At 65.4% G+C, this 22443-nt stretch carries 29 protein-coding genes; 20 read left to right on the forward strand and 9 right to left on the reverse strand.

The genetic code is table 11. The features are described from left to right. Positions 1–94: 94 nt before the first annotated feature. Entirely contained in the window at positions 95–1525 is a 1431-nt protein-coding gene (locus tag KBY73_RS03415) for a DEAD/DEAH box helicase (RefSeq protein WP_254935708.1), read from the reverse strand. Positions 1526–1588: 63 nt separating this feature from the next. Here KBY73_RS03415 and KBY73_RS03420 point away from each other — a divergent pair, with 63 nt between their 5' ends. From KBY73_RS03420 to KBY73_RS03450, 7 genes are all read left to right on the forward strand, one after another. Then, positions 1589–1834 (forward strand): hypothetical protein, encoded by a 246-nt coding sequence (locus tag KBY73_RS03420; RefSeq protein ID WP_161956112.1) that lies wholly within the window; start codon positions 1589–1591, stop codon positions 1832–1834. Positions 1835–1844: 10 nt separating this feature from the next. Continuing rightward, complete coding sequence (locus KBY73_RS03425; protein ID WP_254935709.1) at positions 1845–4472, forward strand: primase-helicase zinc-binding domain-containing protein; 2628 nt, start codon at positions 1845–1847, stop codon at positions 4470–4472. 287 nt (positions 4473–4759) lie between these two features. Continuing rightward, positions 4760–5452 carry a hypothetical protein gene (locus KBY73_RS03430; RefSeq protein ID WP_254935710.1) on the forward strand — a complete coding sequence of 231 codons (693 nt, stop codon included), beginning with the start codon at positions 4760–4762 and terminating at the stop codon, positions 5450–5452. A 104-nt stretch (positions 5453–5556) separates the two neighbouring features. Then, positions 5557–5931 carry a hypothetical protein gene (locus KBY73_RS03435; RefSeq protein WP_254935711.1) on the forward strand — a complete coding sequence of 125 codons (375 nt, stop codon included), beginning with the start codon at positions 5557–5559 and terminating at the stop codon, positions 5929–5931. A 4-nt stretch (positions 5932–5935) separates the two neighbouring features. After that, a complete protein-coding gene (locus tag KBY73_RS03440; RefSeq protein WP_254935712.1) occupies positions 5936–6472 on the forward strand; it encodes a hypothetical protein in 537 nt (178 codons plus the stop codon). Beyond that, positions 6472–8106 carry a terminase gene (locus KBY73_RS03445; protein WP_254935713.1) on the forward strand — a complete coding sequence of 545 codons (1635 nt, stop codon included), beginning with the start codon at positions 6472–6474 and terminating at the stop codon, positions 8104–8106. The genes KBY73_RS03440 and KBY73_RS03445 overlap by 1 nt, the downstream gene beginning before the upstream one ends. Before the next feature lie 20 nt (positions 8107–8126). After that, positions 8127–8657: a sigma-70 family RNA polymerase sigma factor gene (locus KBY73_RS03450; protein WP_254935714.1), complete on the forward strand. Its 531-nt coding sequence runs from the start codon at positions 8127–8129 to the stop codon at positions 8655–8657. A gap of 110 nt (positions 8658–8767) precedes the next feature. Here KBY73_RS03450 and KBY73_RS15115 read toward each other — a convergent pair whose 3' ends face one another. Together KBY73_RS15115 and KBY73_RS03455 are read right to left on the reverse strand one after the other, a co-directional pair. Next, complete coding sequence (locus KBY73_RS15115) at positions 8768–9838, reverse strand: SIR2 family protein (RefSeq protein WP_396096681.1); 1071 nt, start codon at positions 9836–9838, stop codon at positions 8768–8770. Positions 9839–9944: 106 nt separating this feature from the next. Then, complete coding sequence (locus KBY73_RS03455; RefSeq protein WP_254935715.1) at positions 9945–10643, reverse strand: trypsin-like peptidase domain-containing protein; 699 nt, start codon at positions 10641–10643, stop codon at positions 9945–9947. Positions 10644–10877: 234 nt separating this feature from the next. Between KBY73_RS03455 and KBY73_RS03460 the strand changes: the two genes are divergently transcribed. The 5 genes from KBY73_RS03460 to KBY73_RS03480 all read left to right on the forward strand — a co-directional run bounded on the left by KBY73_RS03460 (position 10878) and on the right by KBY73_RS03480 (position 14584). Then, entirely contained in the window at positions 10878–12269 is a 1392-nt protein-coding gene (locus tag KBY73_RS03460) for a DUF4055 domain-containing protein (protein ID WP_254935716.1), read from the forward strand. Continuing rightward, the gene (locus KBY73_RS03465; RefSeq protein ID WP_254935717.1) at positions 12266–12793 is read left to right on the forward strand and encodes a hypothetical protein; all 528 of its coding nucleotides are present in this window, start codon (positions 12266–12268) and stop codon (positions 12791–12793) included. Before KBY73_RS03460 ends, KBY73_RS03465 begins: the two co-directional genes overlap by 4 nt. 3 nt (positions 12794–12796) lie before the next feature. After that, entirely contained in the window at positions 12797–13363 is a 567-nt protein-coding gene (locus KBY73_RS03470; protein ID WP_254935718.1) for a hypothetical protein, read from the forward strand. 70 nt (positions 13364–13433) lie between these two features. Next, positions 13434–14294, forward strand: a complete 861-nt coding sequence (locus KBY73_RS03475) for a hypothetical protein (RefSeq protein WP_254935719.1) — start codon at positions 13434–13436, stop codon at positions 14292–14294. 5 nt (positions 14295–14299) lie between these two features. Further along, a complete protein-coding gene (locus tag KBY73_RS03480; protein ID WP_254935720.1) occupies positions 14300–14584 on the forward strand; it encodes a hypothetical protein in 285 nt (94 codons plus the stop codon). A gap of 75 nt (positions 14585–14659) precedes the next feature. Here KBY73_RS03480 and KBY73_RS03485 read toward each other — a convergent pair whose 3' ends face one another. Next, a complete protein-coding gene (locus tag KBY73_RS03485) occupies positions 14660–14875 on the reverse strand; it encodes a hypothetical protein (RefSeq protein ID WP_254935721.1) in 216 nt (71 codons plus the stop codon). Between the two features lie 218 nt (positions 14876–15093). Here KBY73_RS03485 and KBY73_RS03490 point away from each other — a divergent pair, with 218 nt between their 5' ends. Further along, positions 15094–15768, forward strand: coding sequence for an HD domain-containing protein (locus tag KBY73_RS03490; protein ID WP_254935722.1), 675 nt, complete (start codon positions 15094–15096; stop codon positions 15766–15768). 40 nt (positions 15769–15808) lie between these two features. Here KBY73_RS03490 and KBY73_RS03495 read toward each other — a convergent pair whose 3' ends face one another. After that, positions 15809–16066, reverse strand: coding sequence for a hypothetical protein (locus KBY73_RS03495; RefSeq protein ID WP_254935723.1), 258 nt, complete (start codon positions 16064–16066; stop codon positions 15809–15811). A gap of 17 nt (positions 16067–16083) precedes the next feature. Further along, complete coding sequence (locus KBY73_RS03500) at positions 16084–16830, reverse strand: C39 family peptidase (protein WP_254935724.1); 747 nt, start codon at positions 16828–16830, stop codon at positions 16084–16086. A gap of 47 nt (positions 16831–16877) precedes the next feature. Here KBY73_RS03500 and KBY73_RS03505 point away from each other — a divergent pair, with 47 nt between their 5' ends. The 4 genes from KBY73_RS03505 to KBY73_RS03520 all read left to right on the forward strand — a co-directional run bounded on the left by KBY73_RS03505 (position 16878) and on the right by KBY73_RS03520 (position 19423). Further along, on the forward strand, positions 16878–17564 hold the full coding sequence (locus KBY73_RS03505; RefSeq protein WP_254935725.1) for a hypothetical protein: 687 nt from the start codon (positions 16878–16880) through the stop codon (positions 17562–17564). 61 nt (positions 17565–17625) lie between these two features. Beyond that, positions 17626–18555: a major capsid protein gene (locus tag KBY73_RS03510; RefSeq protein ID WP_106502084.1), complete on the forward strand. Its 930-nt coding sequence runs from the start codon at positions 17626–17628 to the stop codon at positions 18553–18555. 3 nt (positions 18556–18558) lie between these two features. Further along, positions 18559–18996, forward strand: coding sequence for a hypothetical protein (locus tag KBY73_RS03515; protein WP_254935726.1), 438 nt, complete (start codon positions 18559–18561; stop codon positions 18994–18996). 4 nt (positions 18997–19000) lie between these two features. Next, a complete protein-coding gene (locus KBY73_RS03520) occupies positions 19001–19423 on the forward strand; it encodes a hypothetical protein (RefSeq protein ID WP_254935727.1) in 423 nt (140 codons plus the stop codon). Positions 19424–19442: 19 nt separating this feature from the next. On the opposite strand, the gene KBY73_RS03525 is transcribed toward KBY73_RS03520, so the two are convergent. Together KBY73_RS03525 and KBY73_RS03530 are read right to left on the reverse strand one after the other, a co-directional pair. Next, a complete protein-coding gene (locus KBY73_RS03525) occupies positions 19443–19787 on the reverse strand; it encodes a DUF86 domain-containing protein (RefSeq protein WP_254935728.1) in 345 nt (114 codons plus the stop codon). Continuing rightward, positions 19784–20098 (reverse strand): nucleotidyltransferase family protein, encoded by a 315-nt coding sequence (locus KBY73_RS03530; RefSeq protein ID WP_106502187.1) that lies wholly within the window; start codon positions 20096–20098, stop codon positions 19784–19786. The genes KBY73_RS03525 and KBY73_RS03530 overlap by 4 nt, the downstream gene beginning before the upstream one ends. Positions 20099–20175: 77 nt before the next feature. Between KBY73_RS03530 and KBY73_RS03535 the strand changes: the two genes are divergently transcribed. After that, the gene (locus KBY73_RS03535; protein ID WP_254935729.1) at positions 20176–20961 is read left to right on the forward strand and encodes a hypothetical protein; all 786 of its coding nucleotides are present in this window, start codon (positions 20176–20178) and stop codon (positions 20959–20961) included. 48 nt (positions 20962–21009) lie between these two features. Further along, positions 21010–21630: a Fic family protein gene (locus tag KBY73_RS03540; RefSeq protein ID WP_254935730.1), complete on the forward strand. Its 621-nt coding sequence runs from the start codon at positions 21010–21012 to the stop codon at positions 21628–21630. Here the strand turns inward: KBY73_RS03540 and KBY73_RS03545 are convergent. Continuing rightward, positions 21602–21793, reverse strand: a complete 192-nt coding sequence (locus KBY73_RS03545) for a hypothetical protein (RefSeq protein ID WP_254935731.1) — start codon at positions 21791–21793, stop codon at positions 21602–21604. The genes KBY73_RS03540 and KBY73_RS03545 overlap by 29 nt on opposite strands. Before the next feature lie 124 nt (positions 21794–21917). On the opposite strand from KBY73_RS03545, the gene KBY73_RS03550 reads away from it, so the two are divergent. Continuing rightward, positions 21918–22385, forward strand: coding sequence for a hypothetical protein (locus KBY73_RS03550; RefSeq protein ID WP_254935732.1), 468 nt, complete (start codon positions 21918–21920; stop codon positions 22383–22385). Positions 22386–22443: the final 58 nt, after the last annotated feature.

Genomic DNA, 22443 nt, shown 5'->3' on the forward strand with positions numbered 1-22443 from the left:
ACCATCACGGGCAGCGAGCACATCCATGCGCAGGTATTTGCTGAATGGCGAATACCTGGTGCGTATTTGGAGGGCTGTCACCCTCGCAAATACTTCATGCCTTGCCGCGTTGCCTGGCTGCCCACACATGCCTGGCCCAGCCGGGCTTATAGCCGCGTTCCTGCTCCCGCTGCAGCAAGTCCTCGAAGGTGCGGCAGCCGGCTGCCGGGTGCGTACGGCGTGGCCGGGCCTGCTGGAGCTGGGGGCGGTGCCGATCCGACCCGCTGATCTCGACCAGTTCACCCTCAAGCAGTTGGAGCCCATGGCGCTGCTCATCGCGGTCCTCTGCAAGAAACAGGTGGCCGCAGTCGGGGCAGACCTGTGCGGCACTGGGGCAACTGCAGAAGCAGATCGGGCAGTCCTTGATCGGAATCGAGATGCCCTCCCGGCGGCGGCGGCCAGCCAGGTTCCACGCGCGCTCATCGGTGGGCAGGCCATGGCGATGGGCATTGCCGACGTGATCGAGGATCACCGCCTCCTGCTTGCCCGGTGCGGGACGCAGGGCCCGGCCGACCATCTGCAGATAGAGCGACAAGGAAGCGGTTGGGCGCATCAGGATCGCGCCGCCCACTGAGGGGATGTCGGTGCCCTCGGAAATGATCATGCAACTGGTGAGCACCTCCACCTCCCCGGTGCCGAGCCCGGCGATCAAGCATTTGCGATCCTCTGCTGACGTGCCGCCGCTCACTGACGCGGCCCTGATCCCCGCAGCGCGGAAGGCGCCAGCCATCTGTTCGGCGTGCTCGATCGTGCAGCAAAAGCAGATGGCCGTGCCGGGGTGCAGCCGGCGCAGGTAGTGCGACACCGCATCACCGATTGCGGCCCGGTCCCCGAAGGCGCGCGCCGCCTGCTCCAGGTCGTACTCGCCCATCCGCTGGTGGAGTTCGGGACCCTGCCCCTTGCTGTTCCTGGCACCTGGCCAGGAGAAGACCTTGGGTCTGGCCAGCCAGCCCTGCTCCACCAGCCAGGCCGCAGAGGGCCCCAGCACCAGGGCCTCGAAGAAGCCGCCGGCCTCTACGCCGAGACCTTTGCCATCGAGGCGTTCGGGCGTGGCGGTCTTGCCGATCAGATGCGCCTCTGGCCAGGTGTTGATGATCTGGCCCCAGATGTTGCCTGCCACCAGGTGATGGGCCTCGTCCTGAATGATCAGATCCGGCGCTGACAGCTGCCCCAGCCGCCGGGCCACAGTCTGCACCGAGCCAACCGCCACCTGCCGGCCCTGCAGCTGGTGGCCGGGGGCGACCACATCGGGCTCCAGCCCCCAGGCCCGAACGGTGCCCGTGAGCTGCTCGATCAGCTCGGCCCGGTGGGCCAGCACCAGCACCTTCCTGCCCTTGCGGGCAGCGCCGCGGGCGATGGCGCCGATGGTCTGGCCTTTGCCCGCGCCGGTGGGCATGACGGCACAGACCCGCCGGTGGGCCTTGAGGGCCGCGCGGAGATCGGCCAGCAACTGCAGCTGGTAGTCACGCAGAACGATTGACGGCATTGGCACCAGATCGAGCGGGACGACTGCTAGCCGCTCATCTTCCTTGGCTCAGGCTAGCGAGGCATGGCCAAAGCTATTAGGCTGCAGATCACGAGCAATGGCCTGATGCCCGACTACGCCCTGCCGGTGAGTGTCTCGATCACCCAGCAGCAACTCGCCTGGCTGGATGCCCGCAGGCGTCACGGCTCCCTCAGTCGCTCGGCGGCACTGCGGCAGGTGCTGGATGCCGCCATGGACCGCGAACTCCTGCTGGACAGACCGGATCGGGCATCACCGAATCCCGCCGCGACCTCAACAGCGAGCAGGTGAGCCGGAACCCATGGCCTCTGATGCCATTACTGCGGCCCGGGGCCGCTGGCCGGAGATCCTGGCTGCCCTGGCGGGACTGAGCGGCGAGCAGCTCAGCAATCGCCATCAGCCCTGCCCGCTCTGCGGCGGGACGGATCGCTACCGCTTTGACGACAAGGACGGCAGTGGCTCCTGGTTCTGCAACCAGTGCGGCGGCAAGGACCAGCGCGGCGGCGCTGGCTCCGGCATCGACCTGCTGCTGCGCCGGCAGGGCTGGAGCTTTGTGGAGGCCGCCCGGCAGGTGGAGGCCTTCCTTGGCCTGGTGCCTGATCACCAGGACACCCGTGCCGATAGGGGCACCAGTCGAAACGGCAAGCCCTGGCGGATGCCTGACAAACCTCCCGCCGATGCCCAGCCACCGCCGTTGAACCGCGGGGCCACCGCCCAGTGGGCCTACCGCAATGGCGCAGGGGAAGTGCTGTTCTGGATCCAACGGATCCGGCTGCGTAACGGCGGCAAAGCCTTCCTGCATCGCGTCTGGCTGGATGGGGACTGGCATCGCCCCAGCCGCCGCGACGCCTTCAGCTGCGACTGGCCCACCCCCAGGCCGCTCTACGGACTGCCGAATCTGCTGGAGCGCCCCAACGCTCCGGTGCTGGTGGTGGAAGGGGAGAGCACCGCCGATGCGGCTGCACGCCTGTTCCCGCAGCACGTGGTGCTCACTTGGGCCAATGGCTCCAAGGCGATCGCCAAGGCGGACTGGACGCCGCTGGCCGGCCGCTCGGTGACGCTCTGGCCCGATGCCGATGCCGCGGGCCTGGAAGCCATGCAGAGCCTGACCGCCCTGCTGCACCCGCTCGACTGCCAGCTGCAACTGGTGGCTCTGCCGGCGGACTTGCCCCAGGGCTGGGACCTGGCCGATGCGGACTGGACACCCCAGCAGGCCGCCCGGCAGCTGGCGAAAGCAGCCCAGCCATGGAGCCCCGCCGACGCGGGTGCTGCTGGCGATGACGCTGGTGCTCCGCCAGTGACAGCGCCTGCTGCACCCCCAAACCCGGGCACGCCTTTTCAGTGCCTTGGCTACGACGCGGACGCGAACTTCTATCAACCCGGCAGCACCGGTCAGGTGATCCGCCTGCCCCGGGGTTGCCACACCGCCACCCACCTGGTGGCCTTGGCACCACTGGAGTACTGGGAGAGCCTCTACCCCAGCCGGACCGGTGTGAACTGGCCGGCGGCAGCCAGTGATCTGCACAAGAGCTCGGCCGCGATGGGGATCTTTGCGGTGGAGCGCATCCGCGGCCGCGGGGCCTGGTGGGATGAGGGCCGCACCGTGCTGCACCTCGGTGATCGCTTGATCACTCCCGATGGGGAGCACCCGATCACCAAACCCTTCCGCTCGCGGCACATCTACCAACGCCTCAAGCGCCTGGAGGGGCCCTGCGGCGTTGAGCCTCTGACCGTGCAAGAAGCAGGTGTGATCGTGGGCATCGCCAACCGCTTTCGCTGGGAGGTGCCGGCCTCCGGCACCCTGCTGCTGGGCTGGGTGGTGCTGGCTCCGATCTGCGGAGCCCTGCGCTGGCGGCCCCACCTCTGGCTCACTGCCGGCGCCGGCTCAGGCAAGAGCCAGATCCTCGATCGCTTCGTGGCGCCGCTGCTCGGTGATTTGAGCCTGGTGGTGGTGGGCGCGACCACAGAAGCAGGCCTGCGCCAGACCATCTGCTGCGATGCCGTGCCAGTGGTCTTCGATGAGGCGGAGAGCAATGAGAAGGGCGACCAGCAGCGCATGCAGGCGATCCTGTCGCTGGCGAGGGTGGCCAGCAGCGAGAGCAGCGCCGAGATGCTTAAGGGTTCCCCCAGCGGCGATGTGAGCCGCTACCGGGTGCGCTCGATGTTCCTGATGTCATCGATTGCCACTGCCCTCAAGCAGGGAGCTGACAAAAGCCGTTTCGCGCAGCTAACCCTGCGCAGCCCCACCGAGATGGGCAAGGAAGAACGCGAGGTGCACTGGCAGAGCCTTGATCGCGATCTCGAACGCCACATCACTCCAGAATTGGCGCGGCGATTGATCGCTCGCACCGTGTCGCTGATCCCGGTGATCCGTCAGTCGGTGGTGGTCTTCTCCGCTGCTGCGGCAAGGCACTTCGACTCCCAGCGCCTGGGGGATCAGTACGGAACCTTGATGGCCGGAGCCTGGTCGCTGCTGAGTGATGCGGTGCCTACCCAGGAGGAGGCGGAGCACTGCATCGCCTGCCATGACTGGGAGAGCTACAGCCAGAGCACGGAAGTACCGGATGAGGCCCGCTGCATTCAGACGATCCTGCAGCGCCAGGTGCGGGTGGAGACCGACGACAAACCCGTCACCCGCACCATCGGCGAGCTGGTGGAGCTGGCGGCTTGCCACAGCAGTTGCATCGACGTGAGCCCGGGTTTGGCGGCCCAGACCCTTGGGCGCCATGGCCTGCGGGTGGATCAGGACCGGCTGCTGGTGAGCAACACCGCCAAGGCGATTGAGCAGTTTCTTGCTGATACCGCCTGGCAGAACAGCTGGCCCGTGGTGCTGCTGCGCCTGGCCGGTGCGCAACGGGCCGGACCGGTGCGCTTCTGTGGCGCCGGCATGGTCAGCCGTGCGGTCGCCATTCCCCTGGGCGAGCTGTAACGAACAGCCGTCACAAACGGGCCAGACATAACAGCAGCGGTAACGCCCAGATCAACTGCCACGCAATCGATCTGGGCCGCTGTAACGATGTAACGCTCCAGGGATCCGATAGAGCCCCCTATGAATTCAATGGCACATGCACACCCTCTCAACCAGCCCCTGCTGCTTGCTAAAGCCTCTATCTCTGAAAAAGGGTTACAGCGTTACAGCCACCCCTAGAAACCTCGGCAGGCCGGCCCTCTCGGCTGTTACGCCCATCGTCACGCCGCGTCACAACTGAAACGGTCATGGTCACCACCACCTCCACCTGGCTTGATCCCATCCCCGGCCTCTGGCGGGATGAGGAGGCCCATCGCTACTGGCTGGGCGATCACCTGTTTCCGGTGTCGATCACCGGCGTGCTGGCCCATGGCCTCAGCGAGACCGCCAAACGGGCGATCGAGGCGAAGCGGCCGATCTGGGAGCCGCGCGGCACCACGGTGCATGCCGCTCTGGAGCACTACAGCCAGGCCCGCTTCTTGGTAGGCAAGAGCGCCAGCGAAGCCCTGCTGGATGCCGAAGCCATGCCAGGCCATCACCAGTACCGGGACTGGATCCTGCCGCTGCTGCAGCTGCCGCTCTGGGAGGAGGTGGAGGTGATCGCCAGCGAACGGCTCACCTGCTGCCTCACCCGCAACGTGGCTGGTGCCTTCGATGGGGCGTATGTCTCATCGGCACTGAGCGAACGCCATGGCCAGCCGGTGCGGGTGCTCTACGACCTCAAGACGCTCTCAGCCCATGGCCGGCCCTATTCCACCGCCGCCCAGCTGGGCGGCTACATGGTGCTGGAGGCCGCGCAGGGGAACCACTACGAGCTGGGTCAGACGATCTGGAGCAAGCCCGGCGAGGCGTTCACCAGCACCTTTTACAGCCGTGAGCAGTGCCTGGCGGCCTGGGCTGCGGCCTGGAGCCGTTACTGCCTGAGCCACCGCCCCTTCTGATCACCCAGGCATCCCCGAGGCATGTCGGGACATTGGCTCGTGATGCAGAGCCGCTAGATTGAGCAGGCTCGGAATTGTCCGGGTCAATGATCTAGTGCTCTCTGATGGCGGACCTCCTGCTCGCTGCTGCTCCACCTGCGTCCCCCGCAGATGCGGCTGATCTCGATGCCCTGCTGGATGCCGTCACCGCGATCAAGGCCCGGCAGAAGCAGCTGGAGCAGCAACTGGAGCCCCTGCTGGAGGCCCTCAACGCGGCGATGGCCGCTGGCCAGCTGGATCCAGCCTTCTCCCACAACGACTGGGGCTTTGCCCACAGCCCCGGGCGGCTGAGCTACGACTTCCCGCCGGTGGTGCAAGAGATCGAGCAGCAGCTCAAGGCCGCCAAGGACAGCGCGATCCAGCAGGGCAATGCCACTGAAAAGCGCGGCAAACCTTTCTGGACCATCCGTGCACCCAAAACGCCGGCACTGCCGTTCTGAGCCCATGCCGCAGCACTCCCGCCCAAGCAGCGCCGCTGATCCAGTGGAAGAGCTGCGCTCTGCAGCCAGCGCAGAAGACGACAACGGCCAGCCGCTGTATGAGCCCACCGACCCCGCCCGACCGATCGGCCATGCCAACCCCCCGCGCCGCACGAGGGGACTGCTCATGCAGCTACCCCCTCGGCCCTCGCGTTTGGAGGTGGAGCGGCGCGTGGCAGAAGCGCAGCTTTGGATCGCCCAGCGCATTCCGCTGGCGCTGATCGCCGAAAAAGCTCGTGAAAGCTGGGGGGTGAAGAACACCCAAACGATCAATCGCTACCTCAACCTGGCCCGCGAGCGGATGGTGGAGGAGCTGATCAGCGACCGGCGCCGCCACCAGGCCGAGCAGATCTTTGCCCTCAATGACTGCGCCCGCCGGGCCATGGATGCTGAGCAGTTCTCAGCTGCAGTGGGTGCCTTCCGGGTGATTGCCGAGATCGGCGGACTGCTGCGGGCGCCGATCAAACCACCCGAACCCCAAGGGGGCGGGGCCAGAAGTTGATGGCCGGCCTGCTTCTCGATCCGGCCAGCGACCGCTGGGCCGACTGGGGCCTGCTGGATGTTCCTGACCCCTGCCGCCAGCAGAACGGCCCCCAGGTCCAGCAGGCCTTCCGTGATTTCATCGTGGCCGCTTATCCCGGCTACGCCTTCCACACCTGGGCCGAGCGATTGATCGCTCTGCTGCAGCGCGTGGCCGATGGCGAGCTCAACCGCCTGATCGTCTGCTGCCCCCCACGGCTGGGCAAATCACTACTGGTGTCCAAGCTGTTCCCGGCCTACTGGGTGAGCCGCTACCCCACGCGCTTCTGCGCCATCGCCTCGTATTCGGCCGAGCTGGCCTATGCCCATAGCCGTGAGGCGCGGCACTACTACCGCGCCGTCGGCCATCCCCTCTCCAAGGACTCCACTGCCGTGGGCAACTGGCTGACGCCCGAGCGCGGTGGCTGCATTGCCGCCGGTGTGCGCGGCCCCTTCACCGGCAAGGGCTACGCCCTGGGGATCATCGATGACCCCTACAAGGGTCCAGAAGACGCCAATTCCGCCGGCCAACGCCAGAAGCTGATCGAGTGGTTCCAGTCCGTCTGGCTCACCCGCGCTGAACCAGCCCCTCAGGGGCCCTCGCGATGGGGTTTTGCAGGCGCGGCCCAGGTGGTGGTGCTGACCCGCTGGCACCAAGACGACCTGATCGGCTGGCTGTTGGAGCAGGAGAGCGGCGAGGCCCCGCAGCGCTGGCAGGTGCTGAACCTGCCGGCCATTGCTGAACTGCCCCAGCAGCAGATCAAGTTCCCGGCCACCTGCACCATCGAGCCGGACTGGCGCCAGCCCGGTGAGCCGCTCTGCCCAGAGCGTTTCCCGCTGGTGGAGCTGGAGCAGATCCGCATCCGCGCCGGCAGTTATTGGTGGAACGCGCTTTATCAGCAGCGCCCCTCCCCAGCAGAAGGTCTGCTGTTCAAACGCGCCTGGATCCGCACCACAGCGGGCACCCCTGCCCCAGACGGCCGGGCAGCGCAACGACCCTTTGCGGCGGTGGTGCTCAGTTGCGATCTGAGTTTCAAGGGGGGCGCGGAGAACGACTACTGCGGCTTCTGCCTGCTCGGCCTGCTGCCGGATCAGGAGGCCCGCCATCCGGCTGCCCAGGCCAAGGCACGGGATGAGCAGCTCCACCCCAGTGCCGCCCGGGTGCGCTCACCGGCCGAACCGCAGGAAGGTGTCCACCGGATCGAGGTGATCTGGAGCCAGCACCACCGCCTCGACCTACCGGGGGTGGTCAAATTCCTCGGCCAGACCCTGGCATCGCTGGGCCAGGGCTTGAGTCCTGATGCAGTGCTGATGGAGGACGCCGCCAATGGCCCGGCCGTCTGCCAGTTGCTGCAGCGCCAGATTCCTGGCCTGATTGCTGTGCGGCCCACCGGTAGCAAGGTGAGCCGCGCCCATGCCGTGGCCCCGCTGCTGGAGGCCGGCCAGCTGGCTTTTCGCAGCGGCAACGACGCCCTAATCAGCGAATTGCTGGGTTTTCCCAATGCCGCTCACGATGACCTGGTGGATGCCTTCTGCCAGGGCGTGATCTGGCTGCAGACCCAGCACTGGCGCAGCCAGGGCAAGGCCACGCCCCGGCCGTTGCTGTTCTCCCGCTGAGGGGCATCCCCCCATTTCTGATGAGCCCCACACCACACAACCACCGCCCCAGGCCTCAGCAGGCCACCCCTCGCGTGACGACATCAGGTCGTTCACGAGGCCCGTTGCGCTCGCCCCACGCCGCTGCTGATGCCCTGGTAGTGGAGCACCTGCCCTTTGCCGCCAAGGTGGCCGCCAACTACGCCCGCCGCACCGGCCATCCCAGGGAAGACCTGGAGCAGCTGGCGGCCATTGGGTTGATCAAGGCCTCACGCCGCTACGACATCCAGCGGCCGGGCCGCAGCCCCAACCACTTCATCGCCTACGCCAGGCCGTTCGTGAACGGCGAGATCACCCACTACCTGCGCGACAAGGGCTTTCTCATTACGGTGCCGGGCCGCTGGCGGGAGCTGCATGCTCGGGGGCAGAAGTTGCTGCGGCAGGGCACACCGGCGGATCAAGTTCCGGAGCTGCTCGGACTAAGCGCGGATCGTTGGTCGCAGATTTCAACTGCCTGCACTGTGAGGGTGGTGGCGATGGGGGCTGAGCAGGTGGAAGAGTCGTTGGGGTGAGGATGACTTTGAGTAACGTAATTGGGGATAGCTGTGCACCTATCTTCTTCGATCCAGCGCATCCCCCCCCTGCGCGTCAGGTTCATACGCTGGCTAGGCCGCACTCGCGCTTACTGTTCATTTCTAAGGAAGTCAGATAGGGATTCACAGTAGTCCCAGTTTTGCCCTTCCACGCCTGCTCTGCGAAGCACAGATCGCCATCTTTCTAGAGCCGCAGTGTTCGGATCCACGATACAGATGCGGCTCAAGCGCTCTGGCCTGAAACTGCCGAACATCGCGTCTGCGACTTGGTCGGCTGGCGGCAAAGAATAGCCGATCACGATGAGCTCACGTGCCGTATGAAGATATTCATACGCTCGAGTCCATAGCCATCGGAACAGACTGACGCTTGTGATGGGTTTAGTCGGAAGTGGCGGAATGAGCAACGGCGATACGGCATCGGACGGACTGGGCGATGATGAGTTGTCAACCCAGACTGCTTCGATACGGTATAGATGCTCTCCGGGATCACCGCCTCGAATAAGTGCCTGCAAGTTCTCGCTGGTGCATCTCCAGTTGATGGAGCCGTGCAGCTTCAACAGCAGTGGGTTGGGTTGTGGTGAGCGTGCGGGACGATCACGCCGCTCCCGAATCTGGTCAAAGTAGACATCAGTCACTGCTCGACCCCGCAATATGTGCTGGTCCAGCAATGTGTCATAGTTGAATGTGATGATCCGGTTTTCTAGGCGATCAATAGCGACTCCCGCCGGAAAGTATCTGGAAGCCAGTTGCTCGTACAAGCGAGAGCGGTTCTCGCGGGCCCGTCGGAGGACGATGCAGATGAGATGCGAGACCGAATCAAGCCAGACTGCCGGCTCAATTTGCGATCGCGAACGTCTCGGGTGAAGAGCCTCAAGCAGCTCGAGCAGGCCGAGCTGCCGCAACACTGCTTCCTCAAGCCTGTAGTCGCGGAAGCTTCCCCTTGGCGCGAAGAATCTCGACACTCTGTCTCGTTCCTCAGCCACCCAGTTGGGCCGGGCCAAGTCGAGGTCAGCGATTCTTGCTGCAAACTCTAAGTCCAACGGCGTCTGGTAGACGGGTGACTGACCAGGCGTCGCTCGGACCTGGCTGGCGGCTAGAGAAGCACCGGCTCCGAGGACAAACAGCTTTCCAACCTGCTTGCGATTCCGAGAATCTCTCATCGTCCATTCATACGTCGTCTTCCCGTCGTCCAAACGTAGAGACAACCGGGCGCAACCGGAATGATGAAAAAATAATTGTAATCCGGCTTAGGACCGGGACAGCCATTTAAATGAATCCCTGAAGATAGTACGCCGGTGTTACTGCAGCCAACTTGCCGCCCGTTTGGTCTGAGATTGTGCCGTGCATCAGTCCCAAGCAATAGGTCTTGTCCTTTAGCGTTGTCATGCCGCCGACAATCATTATTCCAAGGTCAAATACGGGTCCACCGCTGTATCCACCAATGCTCGGGTTCTCAAGGAGAAAGAACTCGCAAGGCGTATTGGTGTCTGCACGATTGAGGGAAATTAGTGCTGATGATGCGTAAGAGCGATAAGTGAGGGGGCTAAACATTCCCTGTGCGCCGAGGCCATTGGGAAAACCAACAGAAGTCAGTTCAATGTCTCTCGATATCGGTTCGCGTTGTGTTTGAAAATGGTCGAATGGGAGAAACCTATTGACCAAGTGAGGCTGAACCCTGGGATTCATCTCTATCGCGAGAGCTGAAATATCTGCTACCGGGTGATGCTTCCATGCCAGGCTCATGTTGAAGTCGGCTAACGACATTGAAGTTGCATTTCCCCGGGCATCACTGATGACAACCGCAGTAGCCTGGCTGGTCGCAAGAGCCACATGGGTTGCAGTTAGCAGGTAAAGCTTATCGGCCTTTTCGACAAAGATTCCCGTCCCAACCGATTCCTGACCAAGTGAGACCTGAGTTCGCAGGCTAAGAACAACTTGAAATGTTTGATCGCGTGTCAGGATCATTTAAGTCTCTAGTGTCTAATTTGTTCCTAGTTGGTTCCGCTAGCCTTAACAACAGTGCTCCGCTCTAGCTAGTAACCAGTTTTTCTTCAGTGCCCCTTGGGCCTTGAATGGCTTTGATGGCAGTGCTTCCCCAGGAACCCTCCGCAAACCGTAGGAGTCATCGACGGATCTGAGAACTACCTTGCCACCGGTTGATTGCCGCGCCGGCAAAAGCAGGCAGCACCGACGATCAATGTGCCCCCTGCGAACGCAACAGAGCTGCTCCCCTGGCCTCTGCACCCCACCCTGGCCGCACTGCTCCCCCGCCTGGAGCTGATCCAGGACTGCTGGGACCTCCTCGCTGGCCGCAAGGAGCACTACCTGCCCCGCGGTGAACGGGAGCCAGAGAGCGCCTACCGCCGAAGGCTGGAGGGGGCTCTGCCCTCCGGCTTCTTCCGCGATGCGCTGCGCACCTTCGCGGGGATGCTGGCTTCCAGCCACTGGCGGGAGCTGCCGGCCTCGCTGCAGGCGGTGATCAGTGATGTGGATGGACGCGGCACAGACCTGGGCGTGTTCCTCGAACGGGCCGACGTGCTGGTGCTCCGCGATGGTGCAGCACTGATTGGCGTGCTGCCGCCTGAGCACCTCTGGCCCAGCGAGGGCGACCGCCAGCAGGCCCTGCGCCGTGGCGATCGCCTCTCCCTGCCTCGTCTTGCTCTGCTGGAGCGCCGCGATGTCCTGAACTGGCACTTGCCCGGACCCCAGTCCCTACCTGACGCGGTCAGCTTTCGGCTGCCTAACCCCAAGGCCCAGGACGAGCCCCTGGACCCGGATCGACCACAGCATTCCTGGCTCTACGGCTCCGTTGCCCTCGATGGCGAGGGCATGAGCATTGAAACCATCGAGCTCATGGCAGACCCGCAGGCCTCGACCGGCTGGCGCCCGCAACGATCTGGACTACAGCACTACCGGGGTATCAGCCAGCTGCCCCTGATCTGGTACGCCAGCGATGGTGCTGCATTTGGGGAGGGCGACCTGCCCCACCTTGGCCTGGCGCATCAGTACCTCAACCACTTCCGCTGCCAGAGCGACTACCAGGAGCTGCTGTACCGAACGGCTCTGCCGGTGGGTGTGCGCACAGGGGTCGTCGGCCCCATGGGCAGTGGCACCAGCGAGCCGGTGGTGCTGGGCCCCAACAGCGTGATCGACCTGCCCGATGGCGCCAGCTTCCAGTTCGTTGAGATCCAGGCCCGCTCCTTGGCCGAGCACCGCGCCTGGCTGGAATCCCTCGACCAGGGCATGCGCCGTGACGCCCTGATTCCCTCTGGCGCCCAGGGGGCTCCACGCACCGCCACCGAGATCTCGCTGGCGGCCTCGCAGGCCTATGCGCTGCTGCAGAGCCAGGCGATCCAGAAGGCCTCGATGTTCTCCTCCCTCCTGCTGCACTGGTGCGCAATCACCGGAGAACCAGTTCCCGTGCAGCAGGGTCCGGCATTGCTGGTGGAAATCAGCCCGCTGGCCCCCGCGCCAAAACCACAACCAACCGTGGCCGAAATGCTGCAGCTGCATGAGCGCGGCATCGTGAGCGAGCAGGCCCTGCGGCAATGGCTGGGGGATCTGGCCGGCGTGGCGCCGGCTTCTGCATGACCACCAGCAGCAATGCGCCCAGCGCCCCAGGTGGTGCGACGTGGCAACCGCAAGACCAGGAGTCCATCCGCCAGTGCCTGGCGCTTCCCGCCACCGTTCCCTGCCTGGATGCCATCGGTCGGGCAATGGCAGATCTGCTGCGCCAACACGCGGCCGGGGTATTGAGTGCCCGTGCCCTACTGGATGCGGTGGCCCTGATCGATCAGCAGCTGCTGAATGGTGGCTACGAGCAGGAGCAGGCGATCCAGAAGCGCAGCCACTCGGGGCCGATCGCCGGCTCGGTCGCGGCGGCTGGTGATGCACCCCTGCAGAAAGCAGATGTGATCGCCTACGACACGGAGCTGTTGCGCGAGGAGAGCGAGACCACCTACGCCAACCCCAGTTCGCCCGCGATGGGTCTACTGCGTCAGCGGCGCCGCTACGCCGACCAGCTGCTTTTGCTGCTGCCTGGGCTCAGCAGCTGGGTGCAGTTCACCGCCCAGGCCGCAGGGCAGCTGGGAACAACGCCAATGCTGCGAGGTTGAGCGATGACCACAAGCCCCAGACGTTTCACCAGCGGCCAACATCCATGCGCAGCCGGGCCCTGGCCCTCTACGCCCCTCCAACCATTTGCCAACGCCCGCCTGCTGCTGGCCGAGAACGCTATTTACGGTGACACCACCTCTGCCGTGGTGGCCAGCCACGTGCTCGAGTGCTTTCTGGTGCGCGCCAACTACATCTCCTCTAAGGAGAACGGCCCTGGGGTCGACACCGGCGACTTCACCTATAGCGGCATGGTCTGCCGGGCTACCCGCCTGCCGCCTCACCCGGGCGCCATCTGGCTGAGCAGCACCTTGAGCTGGCAGCAGAACGGCCGCCGTGTGGCCACCGGTGGCAGCACCGTGGTCGCCCCCTGCGAGGGACTGATCTGGCTGGGGGATCTCAGCCTGCTCAACCCTGCGGGCGCTGCTGATGTGGATCCCTACGCCCAGCACACCGCCTTTGCGGTGCTGGAGTTCGGCGCCGATTACGGCTCCGGCGGCATCGGCTCCCTGGTGCAGCCGCTGATCGGCGAGCGGGTGTTCGGGACCCTCAAGCCGAATCGACTCATCTGATTCCTGCCTCGGCAACAGGGGATGGCAGCGCCGCGATGGGCTGCCGATCCACTGACAGCCGAGACGGGTCATGGCCACTGCTTCCGCAACCCCCAACACGAGCACCACCCGCAGCGGGGGTGAAGGCAACGAGCTGCTGGACCTCCAGGGCCCTGAGGCCAGCGAGCAGGACAGCACGCAGGCCGAGCACAGCAGTGGCGCGGATGCTGCAACCACCGCCAATGAACCCACCCAGGGATCTGGCGGTGATGGCCTCAGCGAGGCCCTCAAGGCCGAGCGCCGCCGCAGCAACAACCTCGAAAAAGAACTGCGCGGGCTGCGGCAGCAGCTGACCCGCTTCTCGGAGATCAACCCCGAGGAGTACGCCCGTCTGCAGGAGGCCGAACGCCAAAAGCAGCACCTCGAGCAGCAGCTGGAGCTGCGGGAACGCCAGATGGAGGAGGCCGCCGCCAAACGGGTGGCCGCCGTCAGTGCAGAGCGCGATGCCGCCCATGAGCGGGTGCAGGAGCTGCGCAAGGAGCGGCTGCTGGAGCGTGCCTTCTCAGAAGCAGAAGGGCGCACCGGGGGCGATGGGCGCGGCACCTTCTTTCAGGTGTTCCGCTCGATGCTCTGGGACTGCTTCCGGCTGGGCAGCAGCAAGGACGGCGGCGATGTGCTCGAACCGCTCGACGGCCATGGCCAGCCACTGCTCGGCGACGACGGCCGGCCGATGACCACGGCTGACTACCTCGATCAGCTGCGCATCCACCCCGTGTATGGCTTTCTGTTCCAGCAGCGCGGCGCCATGGGCACGGGCGCTTTGCCCGCGGGCACTGCAGCCGGCAGCCTTGGCTCCAGCGGGTTTGGCGAGGTGATCAATCCGCAGGCGATGAGCGCCAGCGAGCTTTATCGGGCTGGCTTTGCCCTCAATGGCCGCAGCCCGCGCAGCTGAGCGCGATGACGCGCTGGGACTACTACCTGGCCTTTTGGAGCCGTCGCTCCACCGCCACCGTTGTGCCGGCGCCGAATCGCAGCCAGGCCAGGGATCGTGCTCAGGCCAGGCAAAAAGCCGGCTACGGCAGCCTGGTGTCGATCCAGCAGGCCAATGCGGCCGACCGCCGCCTGATCCGTCAGGGCGTCTGGGTGCGCCGCCGCCGCAATGGCAGCAGTCCTCAGTTCGGCGCCGCTCCTGCGCGTGCTGCAGCACGCAGGCAACGGAGCCGCTACCGGCCCTGGCTCTGAGATCCGCCACGGGCTTGGCAACGAGCTGACCAAGGGCAGAAAGGCCCGGCAACGCCGGGCCACAAGGCCGCCGCCTCAGAGCACCGAAACGGTGCCGAGGCGCTTGGCGGCCAGCTTGCGGGCCAGCTGATGGGCCAGCTCAGCCGGCAGGAAGCGCGGCTTCTTCACGGGCTTGCCGCGGCGGCCATAGAAGACCGTGACGCGCTCGGCAGCGGCGACCTTGAGCCCAGCCGGGTAGCTGTGCAGCACCAGCTGACGGATCGGACAGGCCAGAGGAGCAGAGGAGGCCATGGGACGGAGGCGAGGAACACCTGTCCCATCGCCCCGGACGACACGCCCTGGCAAGGGTCGGCGTAGCCGACTCGCGTCAGCCCTTGCCAGGGCGGGGCGAGCAGGGCGCAGCCCTGCGCTCCGGGGCAGTGCTGGTGATTCCTCGCCGACCCCATGGCCGGATGGCTGCCGGGGCCTGGTTGAGACAGCAGCCGCAACACCGGCTGTAGAACGTGCCGATGACGGCTCCTGAGAACGCCCACAGCCAGCGCTACACCGATGCCCTGGGCTGGGCGGCTGAGCTGCACCGCGGTCAGCGTCGCAAGGGCAAGCCGGTTCCCTACATCGCCCACCTCATTGCCGTGAGTGCTCTGGTGTGGGAGGACGGCGGCAGCGAAAACCAGGCGATCGCGGCTCTGCTGCACGACGCCATCGAGGACGCGGGTCAGAGCCAGGCCTCAATTGCCGCACGCTTTGGCGAGGAGGTGGCCGCGATCGTGGTGGACTGCACCGACACCGCTGGCCCCGTGGAGCCCGGCGCCGAGAAGGAACCTTGGCTGCTGCGCAAGACCCGCTATCTCGCCTCGCTGGAGGAGAAGCCTCAGACCTCCCTGCTGGTGACGGCAGCCGACAAGGCCCACAACGCCCGCGATCTGGTGCTCGATGCGCGCAGCAACCCCAATGGCTGGGAGCGTTTCACGGCTGGACTGGAAGGCAGTGCCTGGTACCTGCTGCGCGTTCAACAGGCCCTGAGCCATCGCTTGCCGGAGAGTCGCTCCACCGCCCTGCTGGCAGAAGCGGTGCAGGAGCTGCTGAGCAGCGAGCCCTACAGGCGTCTGGTGCCCCATGGCATCGCTCCGGCGGTGTGGGCCGCCAGCTACCTGGATCGAACGGAGGCCCATCCCCAGCCTTAAAGCTTCCGCCCGTCGCGATCAGCGCTGCGGCCAGGCTGGTTCAGTTGTCTGGATCGCGGCGCCGGGCACTGACGATGCTGCCGCCACCGAGCAAGGCCAGGCTGGTGCCAACCGCCGTCTCAAAGGTCTGCTGCAGGTTCTCGGCGTAGCTGCTGCACACCGGGCCAAGCCGCCGCTGCAGACCAAGCCAAAAGCAACCGCCCAGGCCAGCGGCATAGAGCGCGAACTGGGCGATGAATACCCCAGCCACCGCCCGCAGCAGGAAGCGCTCGCGATCAAATCCATCGCCACCAGCCATGGCCGTGCTCCTTGGTATCAGGGATGGCAAGTGAGCAGCCAGCCGGTGCCGGGACCATCGGCCTGCCAGCGCGGCAGCCAGTTCTTCCAGCTGTAGTGCTGAGAGGCGCCGTTGGTGTTGGCGGTGTAGCCGCCATGGACCAGGTCGGCCTCACCGTTGGGGTCGTTGTGGATGGCGACTGTCTCGGTGAAACCGATCACCACGCTCCAGTGACCGCCGCCGCTGGGGGCTGAGGCGGGGCCGTGGTGCAGCCAGCCCACGGCCACTGGCCGCCCCAGGTTGATCTGCTCCTCCAGCGTTGCGCGCTGGCCGTTGGTGGCGAAGTGGGCGGTCAGCCCCAGGGACCGCAACGCCGCCAACTGCGCTTCTGCCGAGGTGGTGTCGCCATAGCGAGTACGGATGACGTTGTAGGCGTCATCGCCACTGACCTTGCCCCAAAAGCGGGCGAGCATGGCGCAGCTGCTGGAGAAGCACTCGCGATAGCCAGTGCCTGAGGCGTTGTCGTTCTGGTTCTCCCAGGCCACCGGCAGCGGATTGGCATGGGCCGGAGCCGGCGGCGCCGAGGAGAAGGTCTGCCGCCATGGGGCGGCCTCCGTGAGGATCGCCGGATCGGCCGCCATGACCGCCTGGCGCAACTGCTCGATGCCGGCGAGCTGCTGAGGCTGACCCTTCCAGTGGTCCCAGAACTGACGCCAGCGCTCAGCGCTGAACGGCGTCTGGGCAGCAGGGATGGCCGCATTAGAGGCAACAGGACTGGTGACCATGGCAGCAGGGCGACTTCCTGCTGTTGCCGTGCCGCAGCTCTACGGTCATGACAGCGCTTCTATGCAAGATGCCTGTTGCAACCAGGCGAAAGCCATGCTCAGCTCTGGTTGTAGCGGCGGCTGTCCTGACCTTTGGACTGGTCGACCGGCAGCCCGTTCAGGCGTTGCCGGGAGAAAGCAGCAGTGAACTGCTGCGGAACTGGCGTGCAGCCACTCACATTCTTCCCAGACCAAAAGCAGAGCGGAAATACACCGATGGCTATCCAGACCTCAGCTCCCAGGGTTCTGCGGCAGGAGGGAGCCTCGCGTTCAGCGCATTCTTGAACAGCGACCGCATCTCCGAAAGCGAAACCATCGACTACAGACCAGAGGCTTGTGAACGCGATCCCTACCGCTGCTCTGGTCAGGTCATCTTTCAGAAAAGCGGTAATGACCTGGGGCACCTTCTGATTGCCGAGGTCTTTGGCGTCGAGGTGTTGGAGGACTTCATACGCTCAGACGCCCTGAAAACAATCCACGAACCTGGTGGTGGATCCAGTCAGGTCAGCGTGTTTTATGCCGGCAATCGCTTCAACTACACCACCTGGGTCCACAGCGAGCCTGGACGGACTCGAGCGATCTCCCACTTCACTGTGCTGGGCAAGAACGATGCCGAGCTACGGAGACGCATCCGTTTGGCCGAGACCTGCTCCAACCCTGCAATGAGAAGTGATCCGCTTTGCAGTGCTCCTTGAGGCAGGGTTGGGGGCTCGGCAATAGCCCCTGACATCACTGGGGCCTGGCCCCACCTGTGCCATGGGCCTCACCCTCATCGAGGCAGCCAAATACGAGCACCGGCTTGAGCACCTCGCTGTGCTCAAGACCTTCTCGGAGGGCGAACTGCTCGCCCGGCTGCCGTTCATGAACATCGCCGGCAGCGGCCTCTTCTATTCCGCCGAGCAGGAACTGCCCTCGGTGGGCTTCCGCGCCGTCAACGAGGGCTACACCCAGAGCTACGGCGTGGTGGACCAGCGCGCAGAAGCGGTGCACCTCTTTGGCGGTGACGTGGATGTGGACCGCTCGATCGTGGACCTGATGGGCCCGGAGGCCCGCGCCAGCCAGATCGAGATGAAGGTGCGCTCGATGCGGTTGACGCTGGAGGCGACCGTGATCAACGGCGACACCGCCAGCAACCCCCGCGCCTTTGACGGCTTGAGCAAGCGGCTGCCGCCCGGCAACCCAATGGCGATCAACAACGCCTCCGGCGCTATCCCCGGTGCACCGCTGAACTTCGATCGGCTCGATGAGCTGATCGATTCGGTGAATGCCTATGGCGGCAGCAAGGTGCTGGTGATGAGCAAGGCGATGCGCCGCCAGCTCAATGCCCTCGCCCGCGCCTCCATCGGCGGCGGCGTTTACCAGACCAGCACCAACTCCTACGGGATGACGGTGCATCGCTACCAGGACTGCGACATCCTCACCGTCGACCGCGATGCCCAGGGCGTCGAGGTGATGGGCTACGACGAAGCGGGCGGCACCAGCTCGATCTACTGCTGCACCTTTGGCGATCAGGGCGTGACCGGCCTGCAGGGCCCGTTCCAGGGCCGCTACGGCATCTCGGTGCGGGACCTGGGCGAGGTGCCCGATGCCCCGGTGTTCCGCACCCGCGTGGATTGGTACGTGGGCTTTGCCGTGCTGCAGCCCCGCGCCGCCGGCCGTCTGTTCAACATCACCCCCGCTGCCTGAGCCATGGCCCTCACAAACGGCAACCCCTTGATCGATGCGGAGACCACCCTGGTGGGGTGGACGAACCGCAGCGCCATCCGCAACAGCGAGCACACCTTCCTCTCCGGTGAGGAGGTGCTGCTGAACACCAAGCTCGATGCGGCCTCCCGCTTCTCGCTGGTGGCCTCCCATCCCGGCGCGCCTGCCGCGGTGGAGGTGGAGTTGCTGCTGGCACCGGTGCTGCGCGATGGCACCACCGGCAGCTGGATCAGTGCTGTCCGCGTTGCCCTACCGGCAGAAGGTGGGCGGGTGGAGGCATTCCTCTCCGGCCATGACATCCAGATCACACCGGCGGATCTGCCCAACCTCGATCTGCCGGCGGTGTGTTTCGCCAAGGCGCTCGTGACCCCGACCACACCGGCGGGCATGCACGTGGGTCTGACGGCCACCATCGCGGCCTGAGCCCATGGCCCGCAAACGCTCCACCAGCCCCGCAGAGGAACCGGCAGCCGAGCTGCTGCCGGCGCAGCCCACCGCGATCGAAGTGGCACCAGCCACGGCGACCCGCCACGACCTGGTGGATCCCACCGTTCCGGCCGGCCTGGTGCGCATCAGCGACGGCAGCCAGGAGCGCTTCATCTGGCCGGTGCACCTGAGCGGCTGGCAGCAGCAGGGCTGGACCCTGATCGCTGCCGCCACCGGCGTTCAGATCACGCCGCAGCCGACAGCGCCTGCAGCAGTGATCGAGGCACCGCTGGCCGCAGTAACGCCAGAGGCGAGCACAGTCGAACCAACCCCAGACGTCGCCGAGTCCAAGCCAGTGGCCACCTGGGAGCTGGAGACCAGCGCCACAGGCGAGGCGCTGCTGCTCGACGACCCGCTGCTGTAAGAGGCGGGCAGCGGCCGCTTCACAGTTGAGGGGAGTCCTGCTGGAGCAGTCGCTGCACGGCTGCATCCAGCGGCGGCAGATCGCTCTCGACGGTTCGCCAGACCCGGCTGAGATTGACTTTGAGGTAGTCGTGAATCAGCACGTCTCGCATCCCTGCGATCTGCCGCCAGGGGATGGAGGGATTGGCAGCCCTCAGGTCTTCACTGAGGTTCTTGGTGGCCTTGCCGATGACTTCCAGATTGCGAATCACACCGTCCTGAATCAGGCGCGATGCCAGAAATGCGGCTTCCCCGGGCTCTGTGTACTCGGCGATGCGCTCAAGGCAATCGCGAATGCTTTCCAGGTAGAGGCGGTCCTTGTTCACAGACCCACGGCCTGCTGCAGGACTTCAGAGCGAATCAGCGGATGGAGCGAATCGGGCTCGGCCACATCAACCGGACAACCAAGCAGTTGCTCTAGCTCCTGACCCATACCCACCAACGCCAGCAATGACTGACTTGGCGGCAAATCGACCAGCAGATCGAGGTCGCTGTCCTCATGCTCCTGATTGAGGGCCACAGAGCCGAACACCCGCAGGTTGGAGGCCCCATAGCGCTGGGCAACCTCCAATACGGCAGGCCGGAGCGTCTCAAGCCGCTCGCGGATGCTGGGTGTGCCCGTGCTGGCGATGGTCATCGGTCCATTCTGCTCGGGAATCGGCAATAGCAATCGGTCCCTGGCGAACCCCTCTGGCCGGCGCAACACCCCAGACAATGGCCCCGCGCCTGGCTGCCAGCAGTCCCACTGCAAGTGGCGGCTCGGCAGCCAGCCCGCAGCTGATCCGGCTGCTGCCGCCTTGTGGCTGCCCTGGCGAGAGCGTGTGGGTGCCTCCCGTGGAGGTGAGCCGCTGGGAGCAGCAGGGCTACCGCCGCGCTCCAGTCCCCGCCGCACCGCTGGAGCTGGTCTGGCTGCCGGCGGCACCCGTGCCGCAGGACCCGGCTGGCAGCAGCGCGGTGTTGCTGCTACTCCAGGCCCGGCCACCGCTGCCAACGGCGCTGACGCTTGATTGGGGTGACGGCAGCGTTGAGACCTGGCCCTGGCCCAGCGGCGACAACGCGCCGCGGCTGCGCCATGCCTACGCCTGCGCCCAGGACTGGCAGGTTTCGGCAGAACTGAGCGGCAGCGGCATCAGCGCCGAGCTGGCGGTGCATCTGCTGGGCTGCCCGATCTGGCCGCCACCGCCACCCCTGCCGCCGGGGGCGATTCAACCGCTGATCCCCGGCAGCGGCCTGCTGGGCGAACCCTTTGATGGCCGGCGCCGCGAGCAATGGCAACTGCAGCGCTGGAGTGGCGGCACCAGCAGCGGCGGCGTACCCGCCAGCGATGGCTCCAGCACCCGCTTCCTGCGGGCCGACGGCCTCTGGGCCACCCCGCCGGGCAGTGGCGGCGGCACCCGCTGGTGGAGCGGCGAGGGGCCACCCGGTGTGCTGCCTGATGCCCAAGCGGGCGACTTTTACCTCGACATCCGCAGCGGTGATCTCTATACGTTGACCGCTTGAGGCCAGCGGGAGCGGAACACGGGAAGATGACGCCGAACGGGAGCCTGCATGAGCCGCTACCGCGTCGTTGGCGCAGAAGCTGAGTGCGAACCAAGCTCCAATGGACTGGTGTTGCGAAACCTTCTGGGTATCACCGATCCAGAGGAAATGGCCAACGTTGAGCAGGGGCTTCTGCGCCAGCTCTACCAAGCGGTGCTGAGTGATCCCGCCTACCAGGGCAGGCTGACGACGGCGATGCTGACTTCATGGCACAGCCGTTGGTTGGAGAACATTTACACATGGGCAGGAGCTGAGAGGAGTGTCAATGTCAGCAAAGATGGCTTCCTCTTTGCACCGGCTCTCTTTATTCCTGATCTGTTGCTTGAGTACCAACAGCAGCAACTCGATGTCTTAACACCATGCAGGCCAACGAGCATCGATGAGCTGCTTTATGCGCTGAGTTCAGTGCATGTTGAGCTGATCTTGATTCACCCTTTCCGCGAAGGCAATGGACGCATTGCACGGCTTCTGTGCGACGTGATGGCTTTTCAAGCCGAGATCGGCCCCTTGGACTACACGGAATGGGATCGAAGTCCAGGGGAGTATTTCGCGGCGATCCAAGCCGGTCATGGACGCGACCTTGAGCCGATGCAGCAGCTCTTCAGGCGATTGTTATCAGCCGCCGATTGACGACCACCTGCGGTGTGGAGAGCAGCTTGGCCTCGATGCTGCTGATCGACTGACGGGTCTCGATCGCCGTGGAGCTCGCCACAGATCGAATGATCCGCTGCTGCAGCGGCCGACGGCGAGCCAGAGCGCGCAGTCTCAGAAGCTCTTGATCTACTGCGGCCATGGTTTCGACCTCCTTGAGCCCATCCTCGCACTGACTGGCCTACAGGGCCAGACCAGCTGCTGAATTGAGGCGGCAATAGCAGCCGACCCCTTCGAGCGGCCAGCTGGACCGCAGGCGTACGGCCATGCCCTGGACACGCAGCACCAACCTCAAGGGCCCCTCGCTTCTGCGGGTGGCGCGGCTACCGGCGGCACTCAGCACTACCTCCAACACCAGCTGGCTCAGCCTGTTCAGCACACCGCTGGCGGCGCAACAGGTGCTCTCCTTTTCGGCGGAGCTCTACTTCTCCAGCGGCGCCAACAACACCGGCCTTGTGACCACCCTCTCAGGCCCCGCCACACCGCAGGCGGTGATCCACAACTTGGTGACCGGTGAATCGCTCACCAGCTTTCGCAACCTCACCGCCAGCAGCTACGACACGCCCCTGATCGGCACCACCTCCGCCGGAAGTTCGGTGCTCAGGGCCCAGGTGAGCGGCACGGTGGAGAACGGCGCCAATGCCGGCAACCTCAGCCTGCGTTTCCGCTCAGAAGTGGCCGGCACCGCGGTGACGGTGATGCGGGGCTCCTGGTGGCAGGTGCTGCAGCACTGAGCCGGGCTCAGACGCGCGCAACAACGGCAATAGGGGGTGTGCTCTCGCCGGCCACAGG

This window comes from Cyanobium sp. Tous-M-B4, from assembly GCF_024345395.1.
Lineage (GTDB): Bacteria > Cyanobacteriota > Cyanobacteriia > PCC-6307 > Cyanobiaceae > Cyanobium_A.